The sequence below is a fragment of the Pareuzebyella sediminis genome (genome assembly GCF_008367235.1).
GTDB lineage: Bacteria > Bacteroidota > Bacteroidia > Flavobacteriales > Flavobacteriaceae > Pareuzebyella > Pareuzebyella sediminis.
The window spans coordinates 451,296-476,037 of record NZ_VTZS01000003.1 but is presented as its reverse complement, the minus strand read 5'-3'; the positions used below and the strand labels follow the sequence as shown (position 1 = coordinate 476,037).

The following is a 24,742-nucleotide window of genomic DNA, read 5'->3' as shown; positions in this document are numbered from 1 at the left end:
TTTCCTGTTGGCCTTAGTGAGTGATTAATTTTTTGGTAATACGGCTACTGGCTATGTTAGAGGCTATGACCCCGAGAACTATAATCGTACCAAGAACAAGGGCCACATTGGCCAATTGATATTCTACAGGATAGGGCAAGGAGGGAGTTATTTTTAGCCATCCGAAAAATAACTGTGACCATATGAGCAATGAGGCCAAGCCAACTCCGATCAAACCGCCAGCAGCGGTAACCAGTATGCCTTGAACGAAATAGATACGTCTGAGCTTTCTAACGGTTGCACCCAAGCTGAACAAGGTTTTTAAATTCTGTTGTTTGTCTAAAATCATCATGATAATGGCCCCGACCACGTTAAAGAGGGCTATGATCAACACCAAAGTAAAGATGAGGTAGGTGGCCAAGTTTTCTGTATTGAGCATTCGGTGCAAGGTACTGTTAAGCTCTTGACGGTCTTTCAGAATTACTCCGTCTCCCAAAACCGATTTGATCTTTGACCGGAGGGCGTCAAAATCGTAGTTGGGGTCTAATCTAAAATTGAGGCCCGAAACCTCTGCACTATCTTTTTCCAGGAGCTCTTGCACGACCGGCAAAGCGGCAAAGACATATTTTTTGTCCAAATTTTCTTCAATGGCATAGACTCCACTAATAATAAGCGGTTTCGTTTTTAAGGCTTTTGGGGTCAATGCCCCTTTACCGGGTTTTAGTGCTAGTACAACCAACGGGTTTTGGAATTGATTAATGGTTAGGCCCAGCATATTGGCAATACCGATTCCTGCTACACCTTGCTGTTCATTAATTTCCCAAGAGCCATATAAAAGGGTACTGTCTACACCGGTTACTTGATTGTAGTTTGAATCGACTCCCTTTATAAAGGCAATGTGACTTTTGCCTTGATGTTTCAGGTATACTTTTTCTTCCAGTTCCTTGCTATAATGGGTTAGCCCCTGAAGTTGTTTGAGCCGAACCTCTTGTTCATTGGAGAATGAAAAGAATTTACCCGTAGCGGGAAGGGCCTTAAGGTCGGGATCGAAGGTAGTACTAAACGAAAGGCTGAAAGATTTTAGTCCGGAAAAGCCCGAAAGCACAACAAAAAGGGCGGCCGAGCCAATTACGATGACCATAAAGGTAATCATGTTGATAACGTTCACCGCGTTCTGACTGCTTTTCGATCGTATATAACGTTTGGCGATGTAGAGGGGAAAGTTCAATCGGCTATAGCTTTTTTCTCTTATCGAGAAGGTCCCTATTTTCTATAGGGTTTTCTTCTCCCTTTAAAGATTTTTCTATGTTCTCGATATAGTCGAGGGAATCGTCTAAAAAGAATAACAACTCAGGCACCCTTCGTAGTTGGTTTCTAGTACGTTGGGCAAGTTCGTGCTTGATTAAGGGCTGATTCGACTTTATTCCCTTCATAAGTTCTTCCGTATTTTTATTGGGAAAAATACTTATATAGACCTTGGCAATAGAAAGGTCCGAGGTTACCGAGACTTTGGTTACGGAAATCAAGGTGCCTTTCAACCCTCCGTCAATGGCGGCCCTTTGAAGTATATCGACGACATCTTCTTGAATGATCCCTGCTATTTTTTTTTGTCGTTGTGTTTCCATGAGGCAAAAATACGGAGAATTAAGTGTAATTTAGAAGATACAATCTTATCGGGCTCAAAAAAAAAATCGTGGACAAAATTGAACACATAGGTATTGCGGTGAAAGATTTAGAAACTTCGAACCTGCTTTTTCAGAGACTTTTAGGCACGGCGCATTACAAAATTGAAGAGGTAGCCTCGGAAGGTGTGCGGACCTCGTTCTTTAAGGTGGGGAATCAAAAAATCGAACTTTTGGAAGCTTTGGTAGCAGAGAGTCCTATCGCCAAATTTATAGCGCAACGAGGGGAAGGGATTCACCATATCGCCTTTTCGGTGAAGGATATCATTGCCGAAGTGAAGCGGTTGAGCTCGGAAGGATTTGTGGTTTTGAACGAAAAGCCCATGCGGGGTGCCGACAACAAATGGGTTGTTTTTTTACATCCCAAGGGCGTAAACGGGGTGTTGGTAGAGTTGTGTCAAGACATCCCTCAGGCGGAGGTTGAATAGATTTTAGAACAAATGATGGGCAATATTTTGCGTAGTTAGGCGTAATGGTTAAATTTGCGCTCATTTTCGGTCCTATAGCTCAGTTGGTTAGAGCACCTGACTCATAATCAGGTGGTCCCTGGTTCGAGCCCAGGTGGGACCACTGAATCAAAGCCTGCAAAATCGTTGCGGGCTTTTTTCTTCTCTAAAAGAAACCCAGAACACTGAAGTGGGCCTCAGCAGCCAACAAGTGGGTTTAGTAACAGAAATTTTGTTATTTTCAAGATTAGAACCGTTTAAAAAACTATGACGGGGTAAATCTTTTATTTGAGTAGATTTCAAATAAGGTTAATTTTTTCTAAATTTTTTAGTTATTATACCTTGTATTCGTTTAAAAATCAATAACTTCAAAGGGCTAATCAAATATTATTATGGCTGCATATACATTAAACATCAATGGAAAAACACAAGAAGTAGATGTAGATCCATCAACCCCCCTACTTTGGGTACTTCGAGATCATCTTAAACTGGTAGGCACTAAATATGGTTGCGGAATCGCACAATGCGGAGCTTGTACCGTACATTTAGACGATACGGCCATTCGTTCTTGTGTCACACCGGTTTCTTCGGTTGGGAATCAAGAAGTGACCACTATCGAGGGCCTTTCGGAAAATGGCGACCACCCTGTTCAAAAAGCATGGCTGGAAGAAGATGTGCCACAATGTGGCTACTGTCAGGCCGGACAGATTATGTCGGCGGCAGCCTTGCTGAAGAAGAACCCCGCTCCCTCCGATGCGGAAATTGAATCGGCCATGAACGGCAATATTTGTCGTTGTGGTACGTATCTAAGAATCAGAAAGGCCGTGAAATCGGCATCCGGTACATCTTCATAGCATACTACTTTTTTGGAACGAACATTTAACCTTGAAAAAAACATATAAACGATGACACTTGTAAAAACAAAACTTGGGCGTCGTGCCTTTATAAAAAACTCAAGTCTTGCCAGCGGAGGCCTAGTGCTAGGATTCAGTTGGTTGGCCAGTTGTAAGGACACAGTTGCCGAAAAGGCTATGGCCTCGACACTTGAAATGCCCAAAGAATGGTTTGAAATCAACGGTTTTCTGAAGATAGGGGAGAACGGTGTGGTAACTATTATGTCACCAAACCCCGAGATTGGCCAGAATGTGAAGACTGCGATGCCCATGATCGTTGCTGAGGAATTAGACGTAGATTGGAAAAACGTAATCGTTGAACAAGCGCCCTTAAACACCGATGTTTTTACTCGCCAATTGGCAGGGGGTAGTCAATCGATTCGCGCGGGATGGGAAGGGTTACGCATGGCAGGAGCTACGGCTCGGAAAATGCTGAAGGATGCAGCGGCCAAGGCATGGAATGTGCCCGTTGATGAAATTACCACTGAAGGCGGTATGCTACATCATAAAAGTAGCGGCAAGTCGGCCGGATACGGCGAGATGGCTTCAGCGGCCGCAAAAGTAGATATGCCAAACGAAACACCTGACAATATTGAGGTGCCTGAAGAAATCGAATTGAAGGAGCCTAAGGACTTTAAGATTATCGGTACCGACCGAATGAATGTCGATGGGGCTAAGATTGTTACGGGAAAGCCACTTTTTGGTATCGATACGCAACGTGAGGGCATGTTGATTGCAATGATTGTGCATCCTCCCGCTTTTGGAATGAAATATAAATCTATGGATGCATCTTCTGCAAAATCCATGGCTGGTATTAAAGATATATTTCCTGTAGTGGTATACCCGGAAGATGCAGAAAAACAATGGTCCGATGGGGGTGGAATTGCCGAATTGGTAGCTATTGTAGGCAACAGCACTTGGGAATGTATGCAGGCCAAAAAAGCCCTTAAAGTGGAATGGGAACAGGTCTCCAGACTCGAAAGCAGCAAATACCATGATGAGGCACTTACGGAATTGCTCAATAAAGCACCGGATGAACCCGCCAGAAAAGATGGGGATGTCGATAAGGCTTTCAAAAATGCCGCCAAGGTTGTAGAAAGTGTCTATACGGCGCCTTATTTGGCTCACAATACGATGGAGCCTATGAACTTTTTCGCTCATGTAACCCCAGAAAAAGCCGAACTGCTAGGGCCAATACAGACTCCTGAATTTTTAGAAAAGACATTAGTTTCCGTTTTGGGAATGCCTGCCGAAAAAATCGATGTAATGATGACCCGTATGGGCGGTGGTTTCGGCAGAAGACTTTATGGTCCGTTCGGTGTCGAGGCCGCAGTCATATCACAAAAGATTGGAGCCCCGATCAAACTAGTATACACCCGTGAAGATGATATGACGCAGGGCACATATAGACCTTCGTACAAAGTGCGCTACAAAGCCGGACTCGATGATAAAGGGAACTTGATAGCCTGGCACGTTAGAGGGGTCGGAACCAATGATGACCTCGTATTTGAGAACCGTTTCCCGGCCGGGGCGGTAGATAATTACCTTGCCGAGAAACATAGCTTGGAAACCAATATAACCACCGGAGCTTGGCGGGCTCCTCGATCTAATTTTATCGCAGGTGCGGAACAAGCGTTTATGGATGAGGTAGCAGAGGCAGCTGGAAAAGACCCTATCGAATTTCGGTTGGAACTTTTTGACAGGGCCATTAAAAATCCCGTGGGCGACCCCGAGAAAAATGATTATGAACCAGAACGTTATGCCGGAGTGCTAAAGTTGGTCAAAGAAAAAGCAAATTGGAACAGCGATGCAAATAAAGGCAAGTCACGAGGGGTTTCGGCCTATTTTTGCCATAATTCATACGTGGCACAGGTAATGGACCTGACTATGGAAGGTGATACTCCGAATATCGATAAGGTGTGGTGCGCTGTAGATTGCGGAATCGTAATTAATCCTTTAAGTGCGAGAAATCAAGTGGAAGGTGGTATTGTAGATGGCGTCGGTCATGCCACATATAGTGCTTTAACTTTTGAGGATGGTAAACCCGATCAAAGCAATTTTGACAAGTATCGTCTGATCCGTAATATGGAAGCTCCTATGGAAATCGAAACATTTTTTGTAGATAATGAAATCGATCCCACCGGACTAGGAGAACCTTCTTTGCCACCGATTTCAGGAGCATTGGCAAATGCCATGTATAAGGCTACCGGAAGGCGTTATTACAACCAGCCTTTTATTTCCGACAAACCGCCTTTGGTCGGATAAAAAGGATAAAAAAATGTTCGGCCCTGTCTTTATGGATGGGGCTATTACTTTCTATGCCAACCACCCTACTTACTCCCGTAGGGTCTTCACCTAGTTCTTGTGAACGTTGCTTTTGATGGTCTCAGATCCACATATAAATGGACTCACGATTGAAGTAATTGGGGAATCATTTATTTTTAGACCCACTTTTAATCTCCGTTATACTTTGCTCCAAAAAGTATTTAGAGTATGGAAGAAATTAGAAGCCTTTTTATAAATCAAATTCGCAGAGGGATTATGGAACTAAATCCAGGCGATTCCTGCCTTAGTGGATGAAAGCAGCCCTTAGCTTTTTTAGCTCACGCCGTCAATGCCGATTTTGTCACCTGGCAAAACTATTGGTATGCCCAAACTTTTCGAAAACGCTGTTCCCTCGGAAACAAACATCTTCTCAATCGGAAACCATAAATTTATTGACGGAATACTACTTGTTGCGCGGCAGCGGTTATCCCCTTTTGTGAAGGGGCTGTGGCAGAGTCGGTTCTGATTTTCAATTCGTGCACCGTAGTTGCCTCGCTATACCCGTCAAAGACATCGAGTGCAATTAGCACAAAAATTTAGTCATTTCTCAAGCTTAAACCTGCCCACGAAGTGGAGACGAATCCAATTTATATCGCTCGTTCCATTGTTTAGAATAGCCTAAGTATACGGTCAAATTTTTAAGAGAGACAACCATGTCTCTAGCACAATACTTATAAAAAATCGAAGCTAAATAAGTCAATAAAAACGTGCTAAAAACAGGGATATATCAACAAAAGCACTAAAATTATTTATATAGTGTAATCCCATTTTGAATTTCCCATTTTCCCTTGTCGAATGAGGGACTTATAGATATATTTGAACCGGTAGGAGGTACCAATTATGAAAACTTGTACGCTGATAGCCGAAGCGTTAAAGAGATGGACTCGATAGAAATGAATTATAGCTTATATGCTTAATTTTCAAAACGGTTCAAATCTAATTTCTAGTTTCGCATATTGATATATATGCTTTTCGGAATCCCAATTTTACATTAAGCTCAATGTTAAGATTTCATAAAAATTCTGATTGGATTATTCCTATATCCGTATTGATCCATTTGGGCATCATCAATACAATTCTATATGTGCTTACCCCAAACACCTATCTGAATGTCTTTCATATCTTACACTATAATCTATCTTGGTTACTAATCACCTATGGTTTAGATTATTACCCTACGAAACGCAAGGAGCGATTTACGACGAACCTGCCCTTACTATTTCGTTTATACGTGATATATGGCCTGTCCTATTTTGCTTTATTCGGTGTAACGGGTAAGATTTATGAATCTCTTCAATACCAGTTTTTCGTTTATTTCTTGATCTGTCTTGCCCTATTTTGGTATCGCGTCATATTCTATTGGATAAGGAGCAATTATAGAAAGCTTGGAGGTAATTTTGCGAATATCGTAGTTATAGGAAGGGATAAGAACTTAAAAAAGATCAGGAAGGTTTTCGATGCACCTGATTTAGGATACCGTTACCTAGGCTATTTTGACAATAACCCTTCAAAAAGTCCCACCTATTTAGGTCAGGTATCCGATTGCTTCGGATTCATATTGAACAACTATGTCGATGAGATATATTGTGTGGCCTCAAAATTTAATAATGAAGAATTAAGGAACCTTATTGATTTTGCCGATAATAATCTCGTTCGTGTTAAGGTTATTCCAGATAATAAAGAGATATATTCCCGTGCCATGAGCATTGAACTTTATGATTCGGTACCAGTGCTCAATATTCGCGAAGTTCCCCTTGATACGGAATATGCAAGGCTGACAAAAAGAAGTTTTGACATTCTCTTTTCACTTTTTGTAATAATTACAGTTATGTCTTGGCTAATTCCTATTCTCTTCTTTTTAATTAAAAGCGAATCTCCCGGGCCCTTGTATTTCAAACAAAAACGCCACGGATTAAAACGTAAGGTGTTTTGGTGTTATAAATTCAGGTCAATGAAACCTTCTACCGAGGCCAATTCAAAAATGGCTACTAAAAACGATAGCCGCATTACCCGTATTGGTAAATTCATGCGTAAAACCAGTATAGATGAACTGCCTCAATTTTTTAATGTCTTCCTTGGCGATATGAGTGTTGTCGGCCCGAGACCACATATGGAGCTACATACTTCCGATTATGAGGTCTCCATTGACAAATACTTGGTAAGGCATTTTGTGAAGCCAGGCATTACCGGGCTTGCACAAATCAAAGGTTATCGAGGAGAAATTGAGAAAAAGGCCGATATTTTGAATAGAACAAAATTGGATATATTTTATGTCGAAAAATGGTCCATCTGGCTTGATATAAAGATTATTTTTAAAACGGTCATTAATGCCGTTCGAGGGGAACAAAAGGCCTACTAGCTCGTATTTTGGCCGAAGGGTTCTTTAATTCACAGCTAAATATAGTACGGAGTTTCCGACCCTTTAGGTACATTAAAAACTTTCTAAAATATGGTAATAGTCAAATGATGTTAGAGCACATAATCTTATCTTAGATTTACAGGTGTATTTTATACCCATGCCTATATTTCAATATTAAGATTTTGGCTTTTTAATCTTCAATATAGAAGCAAAAAAATACTCACGCCACTCGGGCCATTATATATGTACCGGAATACTGGTAAAAGCTTTAGATACTTAGGTATTATATTAGGGTCAATTTTGACGTTACAAGAGGCTATAGGAATTGTCTGATATAAATAACATATGAAAAATTACCTTCGCCTCTTCGAAAATATCAATTTTAGGGGTGTATCGGGAAGATTGAGTAAATCACTCATAAATGCTACAAAATGAAAAATGTATTCTTGCTCTTTATTTTAGCAATATCCATTATGCTGCTACAGCCGTATGATCAAGAACTCTTTTCAAAAACCAAAAGCCATGAAAAAGTCTTTATCGATGCTGGTAACACTGGTAACCTACCAGAAGAAGATCAATATTTTGAAGCGTATTTTTTACCTCTTTCCCGGGCCGATGAATTGCAAGAGGCTTTAGACACCTATGGTTCGGTGCGGCTTGAAAAAGGAACTTATCAAGGTGCAGAAATCACCTTGAAAACCGGTCAGCGCCTTTTCGGCCATCCCAGGATTACCAAATTTAACAACAATATACATATACAGGCTGGGAGTACAGACGTAAGTATTCATAATATCGATTCAAAAGATTTGGTTTTTGAGCCGGGCGCCCCCATTAAGAACAATCTTTTCAAGAGCCTTCAGTTTACCAATTTGAATTGTACGAATTGCTCTATTGAAGACAATACTTTTGTCAACATGGATAAATGTATGGTAAGCTTTGATTGTAGTTTGTCCGGCTATTTTAGGAATAACAAGTTTATTAAACTCTGGAGCCATTCCACATCGCCTCAGACCGTAATGAAGGGCAATTCAAGAACACCGAGCTATGGTAACGTTATACTTTGGCGAAATTATCTAATTCCTAGGGGTAATGCCACTCATTTTTCTAACCTTGAGTCACTGACGATAGTGGGGATGGATGCAGAATCCTGGAACTTCCAAAATAGGGGGTCAAAACCTCTGTTGTACATGAGAGGGATGGGAAGTTTGAATCTTGGAAGTTTTTCAGGCGTAAATTTTTCGAAGAACAGGACACCCGTATTCGATATTGAAGCCCAAAGTCTTTTCATGTTAGGGAAGAATATTTACTCAAAATCAACGGATGACATTGTCAGAAAGGGGACGAATATGGTAATGCTCTCTGGCCAACATGAAAATTATGAGTTTGAATACAATGATTCTACGTTTAATTTAAAGGCCTTTTTTAACGACAATGAGGTTTATTTAGATGACAAGAAAGTTCAAAGCAAACTGGCAAAGGACACTAGTAATAAGGTGGAACAAATTTTGATTAAAAAAAATGTAATCCCTTGGGCCAGACCCCAATTCCATAATTTACCAGAACCTGTGGATGCTAATATGAGAGCTTCAAGGTACTCAAAGCCTGATCAATCCTCGGAAATTCAAAAACTAATTGATCGACACGGCATCGCCGAACTAGAGGAGGGGATCTACTATATTTCCAAGCCTGTTTTTATAAAAAATGGCCAGGGCATTATAGGTAAGGGCTCCGGTAAAACTGCCATTGTCGGGACTAGTGATGATTTTCCGCTAATAGTAGGAAATGACGACGTTTCCGAAAAACGCAAGACCAGCTCGAAATACTACTTGGCGCACCTAACCCTGTTTGGGGGTGAAAAGGGGTTGTACGTGAACCCAAGAGGCAAAAAGAACAATCACTTTCAATTAAGTTCCTGTACCTTTAAAAACCTAATTTTTAGGAATCAGAAAAACGGGATTCACTTCGATAAATTTTATGGTGTCGACAATAATTTTTTTGATAATGTAAGCTTTGTAGACTGTGAAATAGGCATGTATCAAGAACCAACTCCCGGTTTTGATGTAAACAAGGGCGAGACCAGCACCATGATGTACATGGACAAGAATGTTTTTTACAATTGCCAAATAATAAGATGTACGATTGGTTTCAGTATGGTTTCACTTAGACCCAATAATCTGAATGCATGGATCGATTGTAGGTTCGACCAAAACAATTTATCGGTCAATATGCAGCGACAGATAAACCCTATATTTGCGAATTGTGATTTTGAGAACAATGTGGGGGAATATATCGTCGGGAAAGAAAGGTCCTCGAGCTTTTACAATTGCCGGTTTATCAATAATGCTACGAAAAGTGTTTTCCGATTGGGGCACGCTTACATCGAAGGTTGCCAATTTCTTGATCGTGTGCCTTTATTTTCCGGGTTTCCTAGCAAAGGTTTTGTACTTAACTCCATGGTTAAAGGGAGTCTAGGTTCTATGAACACTGGGCTTCTCGTTAATAATAAGATTGATTTGGACACTTCTTTAAACCTTCGAATGGTTGAGTTGAAAAAAGATAGGCGCATAACCATTATTGATGGAAAAAGCGATCCAACGCCTCAATTTTTGGTAACACAACCTTAGGTTTATGGACTGAACCATCTTCGATGCCGACCCAAGACTTTAGGGGTACGATCATTCTTCCATCCGAGATTTGCAAAACAAGGCCCTTGCGTTGCTTCTGAAAAATTGATATCATTACCGTATCCGTTCCATTCGATCAGGGTAGGCCGTTCATTGGTGTTCACAACAATATCCCACCCGATGCACTTCACCATGGGCATTCGTGTATGCAAATCACGAACAAAATCAACGCATTCCCGATATTGTGGAATTACTTTTTTAGAGAATTTGATCTTAGAATCCGGATGTCTATCAATGATTGACCAGTCGGCCAAATAGCCTTCTTCACAAAGCTCTCCCGAAACCAGATCGACAGGTACCCTAACATGACTTTCCGATTTCACATAAAAATCACGAACTCTTCCCAATCGAAGATAGCAACCGCTCAAAACAGGTTTTCCTTCTTTGGAAATACTGGTAGTCATTCGAATGTTCGCAACAGCTTTAGAACGGAAATCCTTGAAAAAAGCATGTTGGTGAATATATGCCTGTAAGGTTCCGTTTCCTTTCGCTTCCAATTCGCCCAGATCGAATGATTCCGTATTTCTTAAAAAAACACCTTTACCTTGATAGGAATGGTCCAATTTGAACACTACCAGATCTTGCTTGGCAAGAACCAATTTTCTAAGGGCTTTTTTAGGAATCGGCCTGTAGTCGGAATCGAACCACTCACCATGAATAAAATAAGCTATATCTTCATTCGATGGTATCTTTAATAGGATGTTGTTGAGGGGTTTAAGAAATGAAATTTTACCATAATCGCCTTGAATTTCGGGTAGTAGTTCTAAGTGGTAATAGTTGTCAGGAATCCAACCATCCTTAAATCTTCCCTGAATAGCGGTATAAACATACAACCACGGGGCGTAGCCATTCCACCCTAATTCTTCGACGGCATAGTCATCTGCCTTTTTTTTAAGCAATGCACTGAGGGATCCTCTTTTAGTCTCTATTTGCTTCAGTACTTTATGGGCTTTTATTTTGGATAGATGGTTGTAGCGCATGGCATAAACCTTATTTACCGATTTTATGCCCCAGTCTTTGATTCTTTCTACGAATGCCATTGCCTAAATAAAGTTATCCTTGATCTTCTATGCCGAACACAGATTGAAATTTATCTGCCTTTGATACCCAATCATGTTTGAGCATTAGTACATCCGTGATTGTTGGGTACAATTGAATTCAATGGGTATGATGGCTGTTTGCAATCAGCCTTAAGCACCCTTCACTTCTCTAAACCGTTGGTCGCATGCTTTTACGGAACCTTGCTAGTTGGTCAGTGATAATAGAAAAACTTTAACGCTATCAATTTCATTTTCGGAAAGCTTATCTTTCCAGGCCGGCATACTCTGGTCCTCTGATCCATTTCTAATTACCTCGGCAATATTTTCACGCCCGTACGTCCATTTTTCATCAACTAGACTAGGTGCTACTGCCCCGACACCCATGGCCCCATGGCATAGTTGACAATGTCGGCCATAAATTTCTTCACCACTCAACGGGGCTTTTGTTTTATGTACGGCTATTTTGGTTTTTGATATAGGTCTGTCAGACTCTTTTTTGATTGGGTGGAATAGCGTTATCGTTCCAGTACTAAATTCAGATACGTAAATATCGCCTGTTTCAGGGTTTTCAATTAGGTCTAAAGGGCGGCCGTCGACTTCTAGTCCCATTCTTCTTCCTTCATAATCTTGGATGATATCCCCATTTCCTCCTCCGGGCTTTAAAATAACCAAATCTTCATGTACCAGTCTTGCCACTATAAGACAGCCTTTGAGTTTGCCGTCAAATGTGTTACTTCTATATTCAATAAGGCCTGTGGGAGCGACATGGGGTCCAAAATCATAAGTAAAGCCCCTAAAGTTACTATCTGGCCGAACCCCGTCGTATTCATTATTATACACGTCCTCGTCACCGGCGTTGAGCACATATTCAGCTCTTAGAGGATTTGGGTGCCCGTAATACCCTCCGTATTCTACCCGGGCCATAAAATCATTTTGATCGGGTTGTGCACCAAGTACTACCGGTATATTGTTAGGTCCTGAATAGCTGATGTTCACATCGGGTGAAATATAATATGGGGATTCTGGGTCTGAGGTTGGAATGTTCTCGTGTCCACCAGACCCATTAATGGTTGCGTAGAGCTGCCCATTACTATGCCATATCAAATCGTAGGCATTTCTTAATCCTGTAGCGTATATTTTTAATGGCGCTTGAAGGTCATAGGGGTTATAGCTCCCGCCCCCATCATGCGTTTTTACGCTAAGGGGTAGACTATCCGTTAATTTCGGAAGGTCGAGACATAGTATAGCTCCGGAAAGTAAAGACTCCCTCGAGATTTCTTGATTCTCTTTACAATCGCACATACCCATGCCTGTATTGGCACCTTGAGCGAAATAGAGTCTATTGTCGGGGCCGAAGGCAATGGAGTTGGCAAAGTTCTCCTGATTGGGGCCAAATCGAGGCAAATCCTTTAAAACAAGCATGTTACCGAGCACGCTATCAGAAGTAGAACTCAAATGTAAACGAGCTAAGTACCCATCCCAATGACCTTTGTTGGGCGTTTTTTTTACATTAGGAAAGCTTATCCATCCCCCGGTTGTGTCGGAGTAAGTAATCCATACAATTAAGGAATCTGAAGTGGAGATGGGATCAAAGGCCAAACCAATGGTCATTTTTGACCCTTTTCCAAAGGGCTTGTAAATTCTTTCCAGATGTAGGCTACCATCATTCTCAATGACAAAGCGCTTGATCTTGCCATCTATTGAACATGCATATAATTTATGATCAGGGCCAATGGTCAATGATGTATAAATCCCGTCGGTGGTATCGTCAAGCAATATTTTTTGGAACTCCACGCCTTCCAATGTACCCTTGGGAGCAGTATGATACACCCTCATTTGTCTCCTTAAATATCGATTTATCCTATTTGGAAAGAATACTGAAACACCTATCGCAGTGGACAATGCTATCAGTACAACTATAAATATTCTTCTTTTCATTAAGACTTATGCTCCAAATTTGATGCCTAGAAAGAACTGAACGGGCCATGTAGACCTTACCGAATCTTTATGTCAAATGTAAGAATATGGGAAACAATAAAGCTTTGCGCCGACCGTCAAAAATTTGGATAGGATTAAGAGGGTCGAATTACGAAGGTAAGACCTGTGATTTGATCGACCACATGGGGAAAGCCAGCTCTTGGTTGGCCATCATGTCACAGCATTTAAGAATTACGGTGAACCCAATAAGTCCAAGGCTACCAAGGGATGCAGTACCTGGGGCGAAGCTATTTTAAGTGGCTAATGATCAAGGGTTTTTTCTGACCCTTTTTTTCGACCACGTCAACACATTTAGGCTGAATTATAATTTCGTTTCTTGTTTTTGTTTTTAGATGCCCTAGAATAAGTTCGACTTCCTTCTTTTCGTCTGTTTTAGGCTTGGAGACATAACAAAAATCTACAGAATAATCCTCTTTTTGAATCAATTGGATTTCTCTGATGTTATGTAGGTATTTTTCAAAAAGAATGGTCAGGTGCTCGCCCCTAATCGTAAGCCCAGAGGGTGTTCTTAGCATAACAGATTGTCGGCCCCGAACATTTTCCATCAAGGGTAAGGGTATATTGCAACCGCAGGTCGTTTTCAATAATTTTCCTCTATCGCCAATCTCGTAACGTATTAATGGGAATATCTTATTTCTTAGATCGGTAATAAGTATTTTACCTATGATTCCTTTAGGAACAGGATTGTTGTCGTTATCAACGACTTCAACGTGCACCGAATCGTGCATGATATGAAGGCCATTCTGACGGGGACATTCGGCCGCTATAGTAAAGACTTCAGTGTTGCCATATTGATCGCATACAGGGGCCCCAAAGACTTTCTCCATCACTTTTCTTTGGTTTTCGAAAAGAGGTGCCGAGGTAACCCACACCATTTTAGGTGGGTGAATGCGCAAGTCATTATCCATTAGAAAAAGGGCGAATTCATAGACCACGTCTACATAGCCTTGTAAGAGTTCGGGCTTTAACCTATTAATTTTCTTTACAAACTTATTGACTGATTTAAGATCCATCTCCGCACCCGAAAGGAATATCCTCTTAGTGGGCCACCACAACCAAGTGTTGCTGATTTTTTTAAAAAACGGTCGTTTGTACCTATAGATGTAAGCTTGATTTTGATAGGGTCTTACACCCCACCAACTCAGTATGCGCCACTGAAGAACTGTATAGGGGAATCTCATATCATGAAGCACTGAAATCGGTCTTCCTGTACTTCCCGAGGAGCTTACTTTTCTCGAATTTCTCGAATTGGCATTCTTTACTTTTAAGCGCTCAAAGTTATTGGCCAAATCGTCTCGGGTTACCGGGGGAAGCTTCAGAAAATCTTTTTCGCTGCGAATACGGAAATCCGACCCGAGAGCTTCGTATTTTTTATGATAATATGAAGTGTTTTTATAGGCATGTTTTACAATTCGTTTTCGTCTTTTAAAATTGAGCTTATCTATTTTTTTATATCTCAAATCTTGCTTCGCCTTCAAATGGGATTTAAAAATGCCAGGCCTTAAAATCTTGGTCTTTATATCAAAAACCAGTTTTTTAAAGCTCCAAGTTGTTGGTTTTTCCAAATTAAGAGGTTTAATACTAAGACTGATACTATAATAATTAACTGTAGGTTAGGTCTTTCAAATGTAAAGGGAAACTACAGTTCAATTCATTTTACATCGACGAGATTCATTGTTCTTGGATAAAGAACAAGTATAAAACAATTCTCTATACGCTATACTAGCTATACCAGAACTTTACTGTCTAGATGCTCCATGATTCGGTCAACATTTAGAAATTCTTTTGCATAGTCGTATGCATTCTCCTGTATTTCCGATAGGCTATTGCCCTCTATTAAGCCCGTAATGCCATTAATAAGTTCGTTTTGGTCTTCTGCCTCAACGAGATGTCCCATCCCGTATTTTGAAACTACATCGAACAACTCGGTGCCCTGGTTTGCCGTTATTAGTGCTATGCCGCCCACGGCCAGTATAGTGGTAAGCTTTGAGGGCATTACTAAATCACTTGCATTCTTTTTCTGAATTACGAGATGAACGTCCGCCATATTTAAAAAAAGGTTGAAATTTTCTTTTGGTTGTAGGGGAAAGAATGAAAGATTATGTAAAGCCATTTTCTCCGCCTTCTCCCTGAGAATTTCCTTATAGGGCCCGGAACCACAAACAATAAATTTGACGTTGCGCTTATTTTTCAAGGCTTCGGCTGCAAAAAGAATATTTTCCAACCCCTGTTTGGCACCGATACCTCCGGAATAGAGAATAAGCTTGTCATCGATATCAAAACCAAACTTGGGTTTTATCGAATTCCTATCCTCTAGTGGATAAAAGAACGAGGTGTCTACCCAATTGGGCAAAAATATCACCTCACGATTTGCCTTTTCCGCAATTCTCTTGATCATAGCGTCAGAGATGCTGCTAATAACGTCTGAATGCCTGAATATATAATTTTCTATAGACAATAAAAACGAGACCAATTTTTTTGATTTAATAAGTCCCAGTTCAAGGGCGGCCTCAATCTGAAGGTCTTGTATATGATGTAAATGTTTGGCTTTCTTGACCGTCTTGTATAGTACCCCAAGAAGGCCCGAGAGGAACGTGGGAGACACCGAAATGACAAATTCATATCTTTTCTTAAAAAAAAATACGTTCAACAGAAGTAAGGCGGAAATAAAAAATGTAAAATCGGAAATAATTCGTTTCCGTCCAGTAGGGTTTTCAGGAACGTACATAGGGCATCGATAAATAGTGAGCGAGCCACCATCGTCATACCTCTTTTTTTCCTTGGTAAACCAAAAACGTTTACTGCGATAGGGTTCTTGTATTTGCCACTGTGGATAGTATGGGTACCCCGTGATAACGGTACATTGATGGCCCCTTTTTGCCAACCATTCCATCATTTCTCCGCTGTATTTTCCAATTCCGGTCAATTCAGGGGAAAAGTTATAGCCTAGATATAGTATGCGCTTCACCATATATTTTTTCTAACGAAACAGCCGCAGGAGTTTTAAAAGTACGTAGTTGACAGCAAGGCCTGAAAAACCTCCGATACCGCCCCAAAAGATATCCTTTAGGTCTACATCTCTGCTGGGGATGAAATACTGACCAAGTTCTGCAACAGTTACGACGCCTATTAAGATTGCCCAAGCCATTACAAACTGGAAAAAGGAAGCCTTTCTTATAAGAAGCCAAAAGCCTATAATTGTGCCAAGCCCTAGAAAGGGAACGGCCGTACGAATGGCGCTAAACCGATAGGTATCTGCCCAACTATAGATCCATAAAGGCATAAACGGCAACCCTTTAAGGTTAGGGTCGCTTCTCCAACTCAGACCTAATATCAGTAGGATGCCCAAGATAAAAAGAACCCCGATTAGATATCCGCTTTTGATTTGCTTCATTTCCACCGTGCTTTAGTAGTATTCCCCGGGAATTTCGAAACGACTTTCTTTTCTTCCAGATCTGCTACAACTATTGAACCCACTGTCACCACAGTTTCTTTCCCGATGGTGACGCCGGGGCCTACAAAACAACAGGCACCCACCCAACAACCATCCTCAAGGGTTATTGGCCCATTTCTGTAGGGCATCGAAGGAACCCTATAATCGTGATTGCCCCCACATAAGAAGCTACGTTGCGATATGCATACGTTGTTTCCTATCTTGAGCACTTCGAAATTTAAAAGAAAAACTTCCTCTCCGATCCAAACATGGTCCCCTATCTCAAGTTTCCAAGGAAAGTGAATGTTGACCCTCGGTTTTATGATTACATTTTGGCCTATTTTCGCCCCGAGTTTTCTCAATATAAATACCTTGAGGCTACTTGGATAAGGTAGGGCGGAAAGGAAAAAACACACCTTTAACAAATACCAGAAGGCTTCTTTCATTTTACTCGCTCCGCGTTCAAGGCCTACCTTCGGGTCAAAATCGCCCAATGATACTTTAGAGCTCATGTTCGAATTTTTTTAAATGAGAGTAAAGATTTATTGCCGCTTGTTCAACAGTAAAATGATTTCGATATACCGTGTAGGCATTCTTCTTCATTTCAGCCACTTGAATTTGTGTCAAAAGTGAGAATTGTTGCAACAACGAGATCGTTCCTTCATGGGTGTCCTCGGTAACTATACCCCCGCTACCTTCTGCTATCTCTCTCCAGATGTTGACTTTATTGGAAATAAGAACCGGGCACTTACAAGCCAATGCCTCTGCGACCGCAATCCCAAAATTTTCTTGATGACTCGGTAGCACGAAAGCTTTAGAACCATAGAAGGCCGCCCATTTTGTCATACCTGTGACCATCCCAACGAAAAGAACATTTTTTCTAAGCAGCGTATCGTTTTGAACCATAGCATGAATTGATTGCCCATATTCAGTTTCTAACCCAGGCCCTGCGATCACTAATTTGGGAAAAATACCAGCTTTGCCATTGAAACATTCTGAATAGGCCTTGACTAAGTTTAACAATCCTTTTTTTGGATGAATTCGACTTAGGAACAACAAATACTCTTCATCGGCGGAAAGGCCATTTTTATTTCTGAACTGTTCGACATTCACACTTTTTTCCAAAGGGGGTGAAGGAATACCGTATCCAACATTAAGTTCCTTTCTGGGGCGATACCCCTTAAAGGTTTCCCTGGCGAGTAATAACTCTTCTTGACAGGTAAATAGGATCGCATCGGCAGCGCGTACCGTCTTTTTTTCGATAAGCTCCCAAAATATCAAGTTTCTCATCGCCTTGAGTTTTCGTTCCGGGGCTTTCTGAAAATAGGGGTCGAGCATACCGTGGGGCATGATATAAAACTTCGGAACTTTCAGGTTTTTAGTGCTGAGGTGCTCTATAGCCTTTCGAACGGCATACCCATAATATTGCCAGAGGCCATGAACGATTACTACATCATATTTCGATAAGTTTTTTTTGAGCCAACGGCTTAATTTAGGAGAATAACCCCAAGGGCCCTTTCCGGGGCCTGCTTTATGAATTCGAAATTCATCGTCACTGGGCCAACTGACGTTTTCGCCATCTACGGAAACAACCTCGTTAATTGCGCCCATGGCTCTGAGTGCCGGTATGGAATTTCGAATACCTTGGCATGGGCCGCCGTAGGCAGGATCCATACTTTCAATTACCCTAAGTATTCTTAAATCACTCATATTTTAGATGGTATGCTTCGAGGTAAAACTCATGTAATCTTGAGATAGTTTTGGCACTGTCGAACCTTTTAACATTTTCCAAGCCTTCTTGTTTGATATAATCTATTTCTTGAGGACTCTTTTTAAAGAAAAGCTCCACCTCGTCGGAGGCTTTCCGGGCCCAAGCATCTATAGTATCGAATTCCTTGGTATTTTTAATGTACAGGGCTGCTTTACCACCAACCTCGTTCATCGGCGCTTCGTTAGTGGTGATAACGGGACAACCACAGGCCATTGCTTCAGCTATTGGCCAACCAAATCCTTCGGCTAACGAAGGAAAGAGAAATAGGCTAGCTCCCTGATATGCAAACTTTACCATTTCATCTTCCAGACCAGGGCAGAAAATTATATCCGATCTAAATTTTGATTCGTTTTGAACACGAAATACTTCCGTATTTGGAGGTGTTCCGATGAGCACCAGAGGTAATTCGAGGTTGGAGGTTTCTCTCCATTTCGAATAAATTTTAATGACCCCCTTCCGGTTTTTATAGAACTGGTTTCCGCCTACATGTAAAATATATCCCTTGTCAAGCGAAAAACCAATTTGATTGCCCAGTTCTTTACGGGCTTTCAACGTGTCCCCTACCTGAAATAGAGCGTTAATACCGTTGTAAACATAGGTGTTGATGGTGGCATTCTTGTGTAATATGTCGCTAAGTTCTCGCTGTGTATTTTTCGAAACCGAAACGAAATTTTCACCCTTTGAGAAACCCTTTAAGATTAGTTTTTGATAAATTTTCCCCGTGAGGCCCACTTTATTGTCACTGATTTGCCCCTTGGCCGATTTCAAGGCCAAGAAATCGTGGCAGTGAATAAGATGGGCTTTGTTTCGAATCAAAGGTACCCAAAGGCCCAATGCTTGGTCAGAGACAATATATAAGCGCTTATCGGTCGTAAAATTTGTTTTAAAAAAAAGCCAAATGGAAAAAATAACGTATTGATCTATATAACCAAGCCATTTTTTCATAATACCCGTAACCGGAATTTTACTGAGCACGGGTCTCGGCCTCCATATTTCGACATCATGCCCTTGACCCTTCATTCCCGAGGCCAAATAATGGGCAAACCTCGGCATGCTAAAACTACCAAAGAATAAAGGATGTGATAGTATTGCTATTTTCATGATGGATACTTCAGCGTTTATTTTTTACTTTCAATAACATCGCAGTCCCGTATTGAGCCATAGTTTAGCAGGCCTAACAGACACCACGGTTACAAAAATGAAAAGGAGTGATCAAAAAATGGGTCATTTTCAAAACCGTTGTGACTATCGAATGCTTACTTATCATGAGGTGGGCCTATCTTTAAAACTTTTTATGAGGGCATAAGCCATTCCAATAATGAAAATTCCAAAACCTAGAATCGTCGGCTGCCACCATTGAGACTGAATCAAATTAACGAGTCCTACGCTCAATAATAGCCAAGCAAGAATTTCACCTCGTTTCAAGATATAAAAACTACCCAAAACCAATCTGCCCGCGAGAATGACCCTTATAAGAATCATTGCCGTACCAAGGAACATTCCTAATTCAGCAACAATACGATTCCACTCGAACTCCGCCAAGAGAAACGACCTTTCTCCTCGTATCAATTTACTGCCCACGTTGGTCCCCATACCTAGGCCGTAACCCCAGAATGGCACGTCGTCAGACGAGGTGTAGGCCCTAAACATATAACCAAAAACCCTGTCGATCAATGAATTTGAGACCCCTCCTTCTGCCTTACTGGCCGACTCAAGTCTTGCGGAAAAAACTTCAATCGCCACTTGGAAAAAATCAAACTGGAGCAAGATAACAAAAGCTACGGCCAGGCCTACGACAATAAAAAAAATATTCAAAAACTGTTTAGGATTGAATATAAGGCTGGATAAATAGAAAAGAACGGTAAGGCAAACAGAATAAAATAGTGTGCGACTAATAGATAGCGGAATGGCTACCAACAAAGCGATGGTGGCCAAAACCAGGATCACCCGATTCAATTTAGGTTTCATAGCCCAAAAATAGACTACAAAAATTGCCACTAGGCTAAAAAACAAGGTGTTGCCTACCTGAAACGAGAAGGTGCCAGGCGGCCGGAAGTAGCCCAAGGCGCCTTGAAAGCCTTCTGTTTCCTCACCTCCCAAGCCCAAGTTGACCCAAGCCGATTGAGGACTATAAAATTGAGCAGCAATCAATATTACCATGGGAATGGAAAGCCACAAGATAAATCTCCCGAAGCGAATTACATCCGCTCTATCCAAGACTTTGCCCATGACAAAAATCAACGGAAAATGAATTAATGTGATCCTGGCACCGAACAAGGCTACCCAGATATTTCCATGCCCAACCAATAAAGCGGTAATAAAGGCTATGATAGTTACCGTTGTCATGGAGATAATAAAGTAGTTATTGCGGAGAAGATTATATTTCCATGCTTTATAGACTAGCCAAATGGCCACAGGATCCCTGACTATTAATAGCGGATCCGACAGCCCGGGAAGCACCCACTTTCTAAGGGCCCCTTCGAAAATCAAAAGAATGAAATATAGCCATATCCCGTATTTCAGGTAATCAATTTTAATATTACCGGAAATATCTAAACTCGCATTCTGATTTGGTGAGATGTATTTTCTCAATAAATTTAATATCACCTATACCGCGTTTACTACTGTTAGTTCAAACTACAAAATTGTTACTTCTTGAAAACCCAGAGCCATTTTTGCTTAAAATTCGCGTAATCAATTTTTAGATCTTTTATGGATGCCTTGGCGTTGATTCCGTGCAGCTCAATACGTTCAGGCTTTTCCAAATAGTACAAAATGCCTTTCACGATATTTGCCGAGGTAGAACTTTCACAAACATAACCATTGACACCGTGTTCGATCAGCTCTGGCATACCTCCAGACCTGAAAATTATGGAGGGGGTACTGTATTTTTTCGCCTCGACTATCACGTTTCCCAAGGGTTCTTCTTTCATCGATGGTGTAACCAATATATCGATATGCTCGAAGAAGGTCTTAACATTGTCAATACTGCCCAAGAACACTATTTTATCTTCAAGATTATTCTCGATAACCAATTTTATTAGCATTTCGGAAAATTCTTTTGAATAGTTTAGGTCACCGGCCAAATAGAAGCGCGCCTTTTTTTTATCCTTCAATACGTTGACCGCAGCCTCTATAAAGAGATGCACTCCTTTATCCGCGATTATTTGACCTAAATATCCTATAGATATAGTCTGGTCATCAATCATTTTTTCACTAAGGCGGTCACTACTTTTTTGACGACTTGGCGGATAATTATAGATAACGATATCATTTGAACTGTCTCTACCCGTTACCTCGACCGTACTCTTGATAAATTCAGAGATATACACGAATTTTTCGGTCTTTTTGAGCACGATGTTTTTCCAAATCCAAGAGTTTACTTGGTAATTACTTAATTTAGGGTAAGCGGGCTGGTCCCCTATTCTATAAACCACTTTACTGGAGGAAAAGTAAACAGGAAGGGCAATATCATAGAAAATCCTTTCATCGTTCAGAAAGATAAAGTCTGGCCTAAACTTAAGAATTGTGTAGAGTAATTTTAGGTTCAGCGATAGACTCCTGAGAATATAGTTTATATATTTAAATTTTTTTTGGTTACGATCGGGGAACCGTACTTCGATGGTATCAAAATCTTGGAGGTATCTCTTGAGCTCATCCGAAGCCTCTGCATTCATTAAAACCTTGAGCGAAGCAGAAGCATGATTTTTCAAAAGATTGTAAACTTCAATATTCGACCTTTCCTTTCCGTAAAAATGTTTCGAACCGAGGATACACAGAATTTTTTTGGACATTATATCGTTTTCTTCCGGTTATTTTTGTTTAGGTACGTAAAGCAGGGCACAAAAGATTTTACAAGCGGTTCTTTTTGGTGCTGAGCCGATTCCTCATTGATTTTCAGGTTTTTACGTACGGGCCAGAAACTAATCGGCAATCTCCTGATACAGCTTGGCCAATCGGTCTATAATCACTTCCTTGTCGTGAAATTCTTCGACATAGTTTTTCATTTGGAGGCCCCATTCATCAAATACCTTTGGAGATATCTTTTTTAGAGCAACGGCCTTTTCGATGGTTTGGGTCAATATTTTTTTATGTTCTTTTTCATTGGAATAGGTATAATTTAAAAGAGCACTTTTGTCCTTTATGTCATTGATTGTACCGATATTTGGACAAATCACACTCTTGCCATAAGAAAAGCTTAACATCACAGCACCAGAGTTTAACACACTATCCATTTTATACGGTAATATGACCAGATCGCAATCGTACAAATATTCGATCAGCTCATTATTTTCAATAAACCTTAGATCATGCTCAATGTTCGGGACATTCGAAATCTTATCCCGTATTTCTTCTGCATACTCCTTGTTTTTCGGCTTTCCAACGATTAGTAACCTTACGTCTTTGCCAATGGTTTCAACAGAATCGATAAGTAACTCCAGGTTCTTGTAAGGCCTGACGAGGCCTACGAACAATAGCTTTAAAACGGGATCCTTTGGTTTCGTCACATCTCGATCATGAATAGACCCGTACATGTCGATATAGGCGGGGTGGGGCAGATAGAACGTTTTTTCGGCTATCCTTCTTCCCTTTTTCGCTAATATCTTTTTTGTATCCCAGGAGTGTATGATAATCTTATCGGCCAAAAAAATCAATAAATTAGTAAAAACCCGTTGTAAAAAAGGGTGTGCATTCTCGTGTGGTTCTTTATTGTGCATAGTCCAAAGAACTTTCTTCCCCAAGATCTTGTACACGATCAATTTTGTACTCTTATTCAAAAAGTTCAATAAACTTCCGATGTTCTCATACCAATTTAGGTGAATGATCTTCACCTCAAGAAAGTTTGACAAAAACCCCGAAAGTGGTAGAACCTCGAATTTTCTTTTTTTCAGACCATTAATGATCATGTCAATATATATGTTCTCTCCACCACTGATAGGATGATAAACAATCTTCATTTCTTCCTGTATATTACCGTGTCAGAATTTTAAAAAAATCGTCGGTTTTGGACTTCCAGTTTTCGATTTTTCCGTTAACCTCTCTCCAATCAATTCTATCGAACAGTAAAGAATTCAAATTTTTCTCGTCGAACTCATGGCTAATTCTACCACTGAGCCCTACCTTTTCCAATAAACTGATAACCCTTTCGTTCATACCTGCCTTGCTGCCAGTATTGGGCAACACGACGAAGTTCTTATTGAAAAGAATACTAAAGAGGGTGCCATGAAAGGAATTGGTAATAACAAAATCAGCATCAGAAAGCGTATGGATCCAATCTGGTATAGATGGATATGCATTGCCTGAGAAATCGTTATTGGCCGACACGTGAAAAACTTCAACGTCCTCCAAATTATTCGCGAAATCGATATATGACTCCCTCTCATTAATAGGACTATTCCCTAATGTATACAGAAAAAGCCTTTTATCTGCTTTTTTTTCTTCGGCTTTGCCGTTTGGAAATAAGTTCAACCAATCTTGTTTCTTGAAAAGCATGGTAGGATCAGGAACCCATATCGCCGATGGATACCCTAAAGTTTTGCAAATATTTAAACCACTTTTTTCGCGTACACCAACTGCGTCAAAATTATGGATGTGCTCATTGAACAGTTGCTCGGTCTCCAGTGGTAATTCCTTCATTCCGAAACTGGCCGCATAGGCGATACGCTTAGTAGTTGCATCGCCGAAGCCTAAAAGAAATGCCTCGCAGGACACTGAGAAGGAATTATTCCATACTTGATCACTTCCGCATATGTAGACATCAGCCTTTGGGGGGTTGGCATTAAGCTCCTCCAATGAATCATAGGTAATGTCCGAGAAATTTATATGAGTTTTCCGAAAGGAATCAAAATGCCGGTCAATTTTAGGCTTTGAGTCCGTTCTCGATTTTAAACTGGGGAATCTTGCTTCAAGAAACTTTTTTAAGTTGAAATTTTTGATGCGTTCTGTCAACGTTCTATGTTGAACGGATGCAATGCGCCTGTATTTGATTAAGAAGACTTCATTTCCCATATTCTGTAGATAGGTCTGAAGTGCAAAAGCCTGTAATTGTTGTCCGTAATTATCTTGACTTTCCCAAAAGGTTAATATTCCAATTCTCATGTTAAGACTTGATTAGTTTTTGAAAATATTTAT

General features: G+C 40.7%; 21 protein-coding genes and 1 tRNA gene. 7 read left to right on the top strand and 15 right to left on the bottom strand.

From position 1 onward, the window contains the following. Positions 1-13: 13 nt before the first annotated feature. Together F2B13_RS12645 and rbfA are read right to left on the bottom strand one after the other, a co-directional pair. Positions 14-1,207 (bottom strand): ABC transporter permease, encoded by a 1,194-nt coding sequence (locus F2B13_RS12645; RefSeq protein WP_149273610.1) that lies wholly within the window; start codon positions 1,205-1,207, stop codon positions 14-16. Between the two features lie 4 nt (positions 1,208-1,211). After that, positions 1,212-1,604, bottom strand: coding sequence for a 30S ribosome-binding factor RbfA (rbfA, locus tag F2B13_RS12640; protein WP_149273608.1), 393 nt, complete (start codon positions 1,602-1,604; stop codon positions 1,212-1,214). 68 nt (positions 1,605-1,672) lie between these two features. Between rbfA and mce the strand changes: the two genes are divergently transcribed. The 4 genes from mce (at position 1,673) to F2B13_RS12620 (ending at position 5,265) form a co-directional block, all read left to right on the top strand. After that, complete coding sequence (gene mce / locus F2B13_RS12635) at positions 1,673-2,089, top strand: methylmalonyl-CoA epimerase (RefSeq protein WP_149273606.1); 417 nt, start codon at positions 1,673-1,675, stop codon at positions 2,087-2,089. Positions 2,090-2,157: 68 nt separating this feature from the next. Further along, positions 2,158-2,231, top strand: a tRNA-Ile gene (locus tag F2B13_RS12630). Positions 2,232-2,499: 268 nt separating this feature from the next. Next, positions 2,500-2,961, top strand: a complete 462-nt coding sequence (locus F2B13_RS12625; protein WP_149273604.1) for a (2Fe-2S)-binding protein — start codon at positions 2,500-2,502, stop codon at positions 2,959-2,961. A gap of 51 nt (positions 2,962-3,012) precedes the next feature. Further along, positions 3,013-5,265 carry a xanthine dehydrogenase family protein molybdopterin-binding subunit gene (locus F2B13_RS12620; RefSeq protein WP_149273602.1) on the top strand — a complete coding sequence of 751 codons (2,253 nt, stop codon included), beginning with the start codon at positions 3,013-3,015 and terminating at the stop codon, positions 5,263-5,265. Positions 5,266-5,714: 449 nt separating this feature from the next. Here the strand turns inward: F2B13_RS12620 and F2B13_RS20485 are convergent, their stop codons facing one another. Continuing rightward, positions 5,715-5,855, bottom strand: a complete 141-nt coding sequence (locus tag F2B13_RS20485; protein ID WP_198439692.1) for a hypothetical protein — start codon at positions 5,853-5,855, stop codon at positions 5,715-5,717. Between the two features lie 470 nt (positions 5,856-6,325). Here F2B13_RS20485 and F2B13_RS12615 point away from each other — a divergent pair, with 470 nt between their 5' ends. Both F2B13_RS12615 and F2B13_RS12610 read left to right on the top strand, forming a co-directional pair. Beyond that, positions 6,326-7,684 (top strand): undecaprenyl-phosphate glucose phosphotransferase, encoded by a 1,359-nt coding sequence (locus tag F2B13_RS12615; RefSeq protein ID WP_149273600.1) that lies wholly within the window; start codon positions 6,326-6,328, stop codon positions 7,682-7,684. 431 nt (positions 7,685-8,115) lie between these two features. Further along, positions 8,116-10,308 (top strand): hypothetical protein, encoded by a 2,193-nt coding sequence (locus tag F2B13_RS12610; protein ID WP_149273598.1) that lies wholly within the window; start codon positions 8,116-8,118, stop codon positions 10,306-10,308. A gap of 2 nt (positions 10,309-10,310) precedes the next feature. On the opposite strand, the gene F2B13_RS12605 is transcribed toward F2B13_RS12610, so the two are convergent. After that, on the bottom strand, positions 10,311-11,408 hold the full coding sequence (locus tag F2B13_RS12605; protein WP_149273596.1) for a sugar-transfer associated ATP-grasp domain-containing protein: 1,098 nt from the start codon (positions 11,406-11,408) through the stop codon (positions 10,311-10,313). A 204-nt stretch (positions 11,409-11,612) separates the two neighbouring features. Beyond that, positions 11,613-13,346: a c-type cytochrome gene (locus tag F2B13_RS12600; RefSeq protein WP_149273594.1), complete on the bottom strand. Its 1,734-nt coding sequence runs from the start codon at positions 13,344-13,346 to the stop codon at positions 11,613-11,615. A gap of 86 nt (positions 13,347-13,432) precedes the next feature. Here F2B13_RS12600 and F2B13_RS12595 point away from each other — a divergent pair, with 86 nt between their 5' ends. Beyond that, entirely contained in the window at positions 13,433-13,642 is a 210-nt protein-coding gene (locus F2B13_RS12595) for a hypothetical protein (protein ID WP_149273592.1), read from the top strand. Here F2B13_RS12595 and F2B13_RS12590 read toward each other — a convergent pair. The 10 genes from F2B13_RS12590 to F2B13_RS12545 all read right to left on the bottom strand — a co-directional run bounded on the left by F2B13_RS12590 (position 13,634) and on the right by F2B13_RS12545 (position 24,709). Beyond that, positions 13,634-14,971 carry a phenylacetate--CoA ligase family protein gene (locus F2B13_RS12590; RefSeq protein ID WP_149273589.1) on the bottom strand — a complete coding sequence of 446 codons (1,338 nt, stop codon included), beginning with the start codon at positions 14,969-14,971 and terminating at the stop codon, positions 13,634-13,636. The two genes, F2B13_RS12595 and F2B13_RS12590, sit on opposite strands and share 9 nt — an antisense overlap. Positions 14,972-15,132: 161 nt before the next feature. Further along, entirely contained in the window at positions 15,133-16,377 is a 1,245-nt protein-coding gene (locus F2B13_RS12585) for a WcaI family glycosyltransferase (RefSeq protein ID WP_149273587.1), read from the bottom strand. A 9-nt stretch (positions 16,378-16,386) separates the two neighbouring features. After that, positions 16,387-16,800: a VanZ family protein gene (locus F2B13_RS12580; protein ID WP_149304358.1), complete on the bottom strand. Its 414-nt coding sequence runs from the start codon at positions 16,798-16,800 to the stop codon at positions 16,387-16,389. Next, a complete protein-coding gene (locus tag F2B13_RS12575) occupies positions 16,797-17,351 on the bottom strand; it encodes a WcaF family extracellular polysaccharide biosynthesis acetyltransferase (protein ID WP_149273582.1) in 555 nt (184 codons plus the stop codon). The genes F2B13_RS12580 and F2B13_RS12575 overlap by 4 nt, the downstream gene beginning before the upstream one ends. Continuing rightward, positions 17,341-18,549 (bottom strand): glycosyltransferase, encoded by a 1,209-nt coding sequence (locus F2B13_RS12570; protein WP_232625232.1) that lies wholly within the window; start codon positions 18,547-18,549, stop codon positions 17,341-17,343. The genes F2B13_RS12575 and F2B13_RS12570 overlap by 11 nt, the downstream gene beginning before the upstream one ends. Continuing rightward, positions 18,542-19,711 carry a glycosyltransferase gene (locus F2B13_RS12565; protein WP_149304357.1) on the bottom strand — a complete coding sequence of 390 codons (1,170 nt, stop codon included), beginning with the start codon at positions 19,709-19,711 and terminating at the stop codon, positions 18,542-18,544. Before F2B13_RS12565 ends, F2B13_RS12570 begins: the two co-directional genes overlap by 8 nt. Before the next feature lie 162 nt (positions 19,712-19,873). Then, positions 19,874-21,202 (bottom strand): hypothetical protein, encoded by a 1,329-nt coding sequence (locus F2B13_RS12560; protein ID WP_149273578.1) that lies wholly within the window; start codon positions 21,200-21,202, stop codon positions 19,874-19,876. Positions 21,203-21,258: 56 nt separating this feature from the next. Then, entirely contained in the window at positions 21,259-22,404 is a 1,146-nt protein-coding gene (locus tag F2B13_RS12555) for a glycosyltransferase family 4 protein (RefSeq protein WP_149273576.1), read from the bottom strand. A 129-nt stretch (positions 22,405-22,533) separates the two neighbouring features. Then, positions 22,534-23,568, bottom strand: coding sequence for a glycosyltransferase family 4 protein (locus F2B13_RS12550; RefSeq protein ID WP_149304356.1), 1,035 nt, complete (start codon positions 23,566-23,568; stop codon positions 22,534-22,536). Positions 23,569-23,581: 13 nt separating this feature from the next. Then, complete coding sequence (locus F2B13_RS12545; protein ID WP_149304355.1) at positions 23,582-24,709, bottom strand: polysaccharide pyruvyl transferase family protein; 1,128 nt, start codon at positions 24,707-24,709, stop codon at positions 23,582-23,584. Between the last annotated feature and the right edge of the window lie 33 nt (positions 24,710-24,742).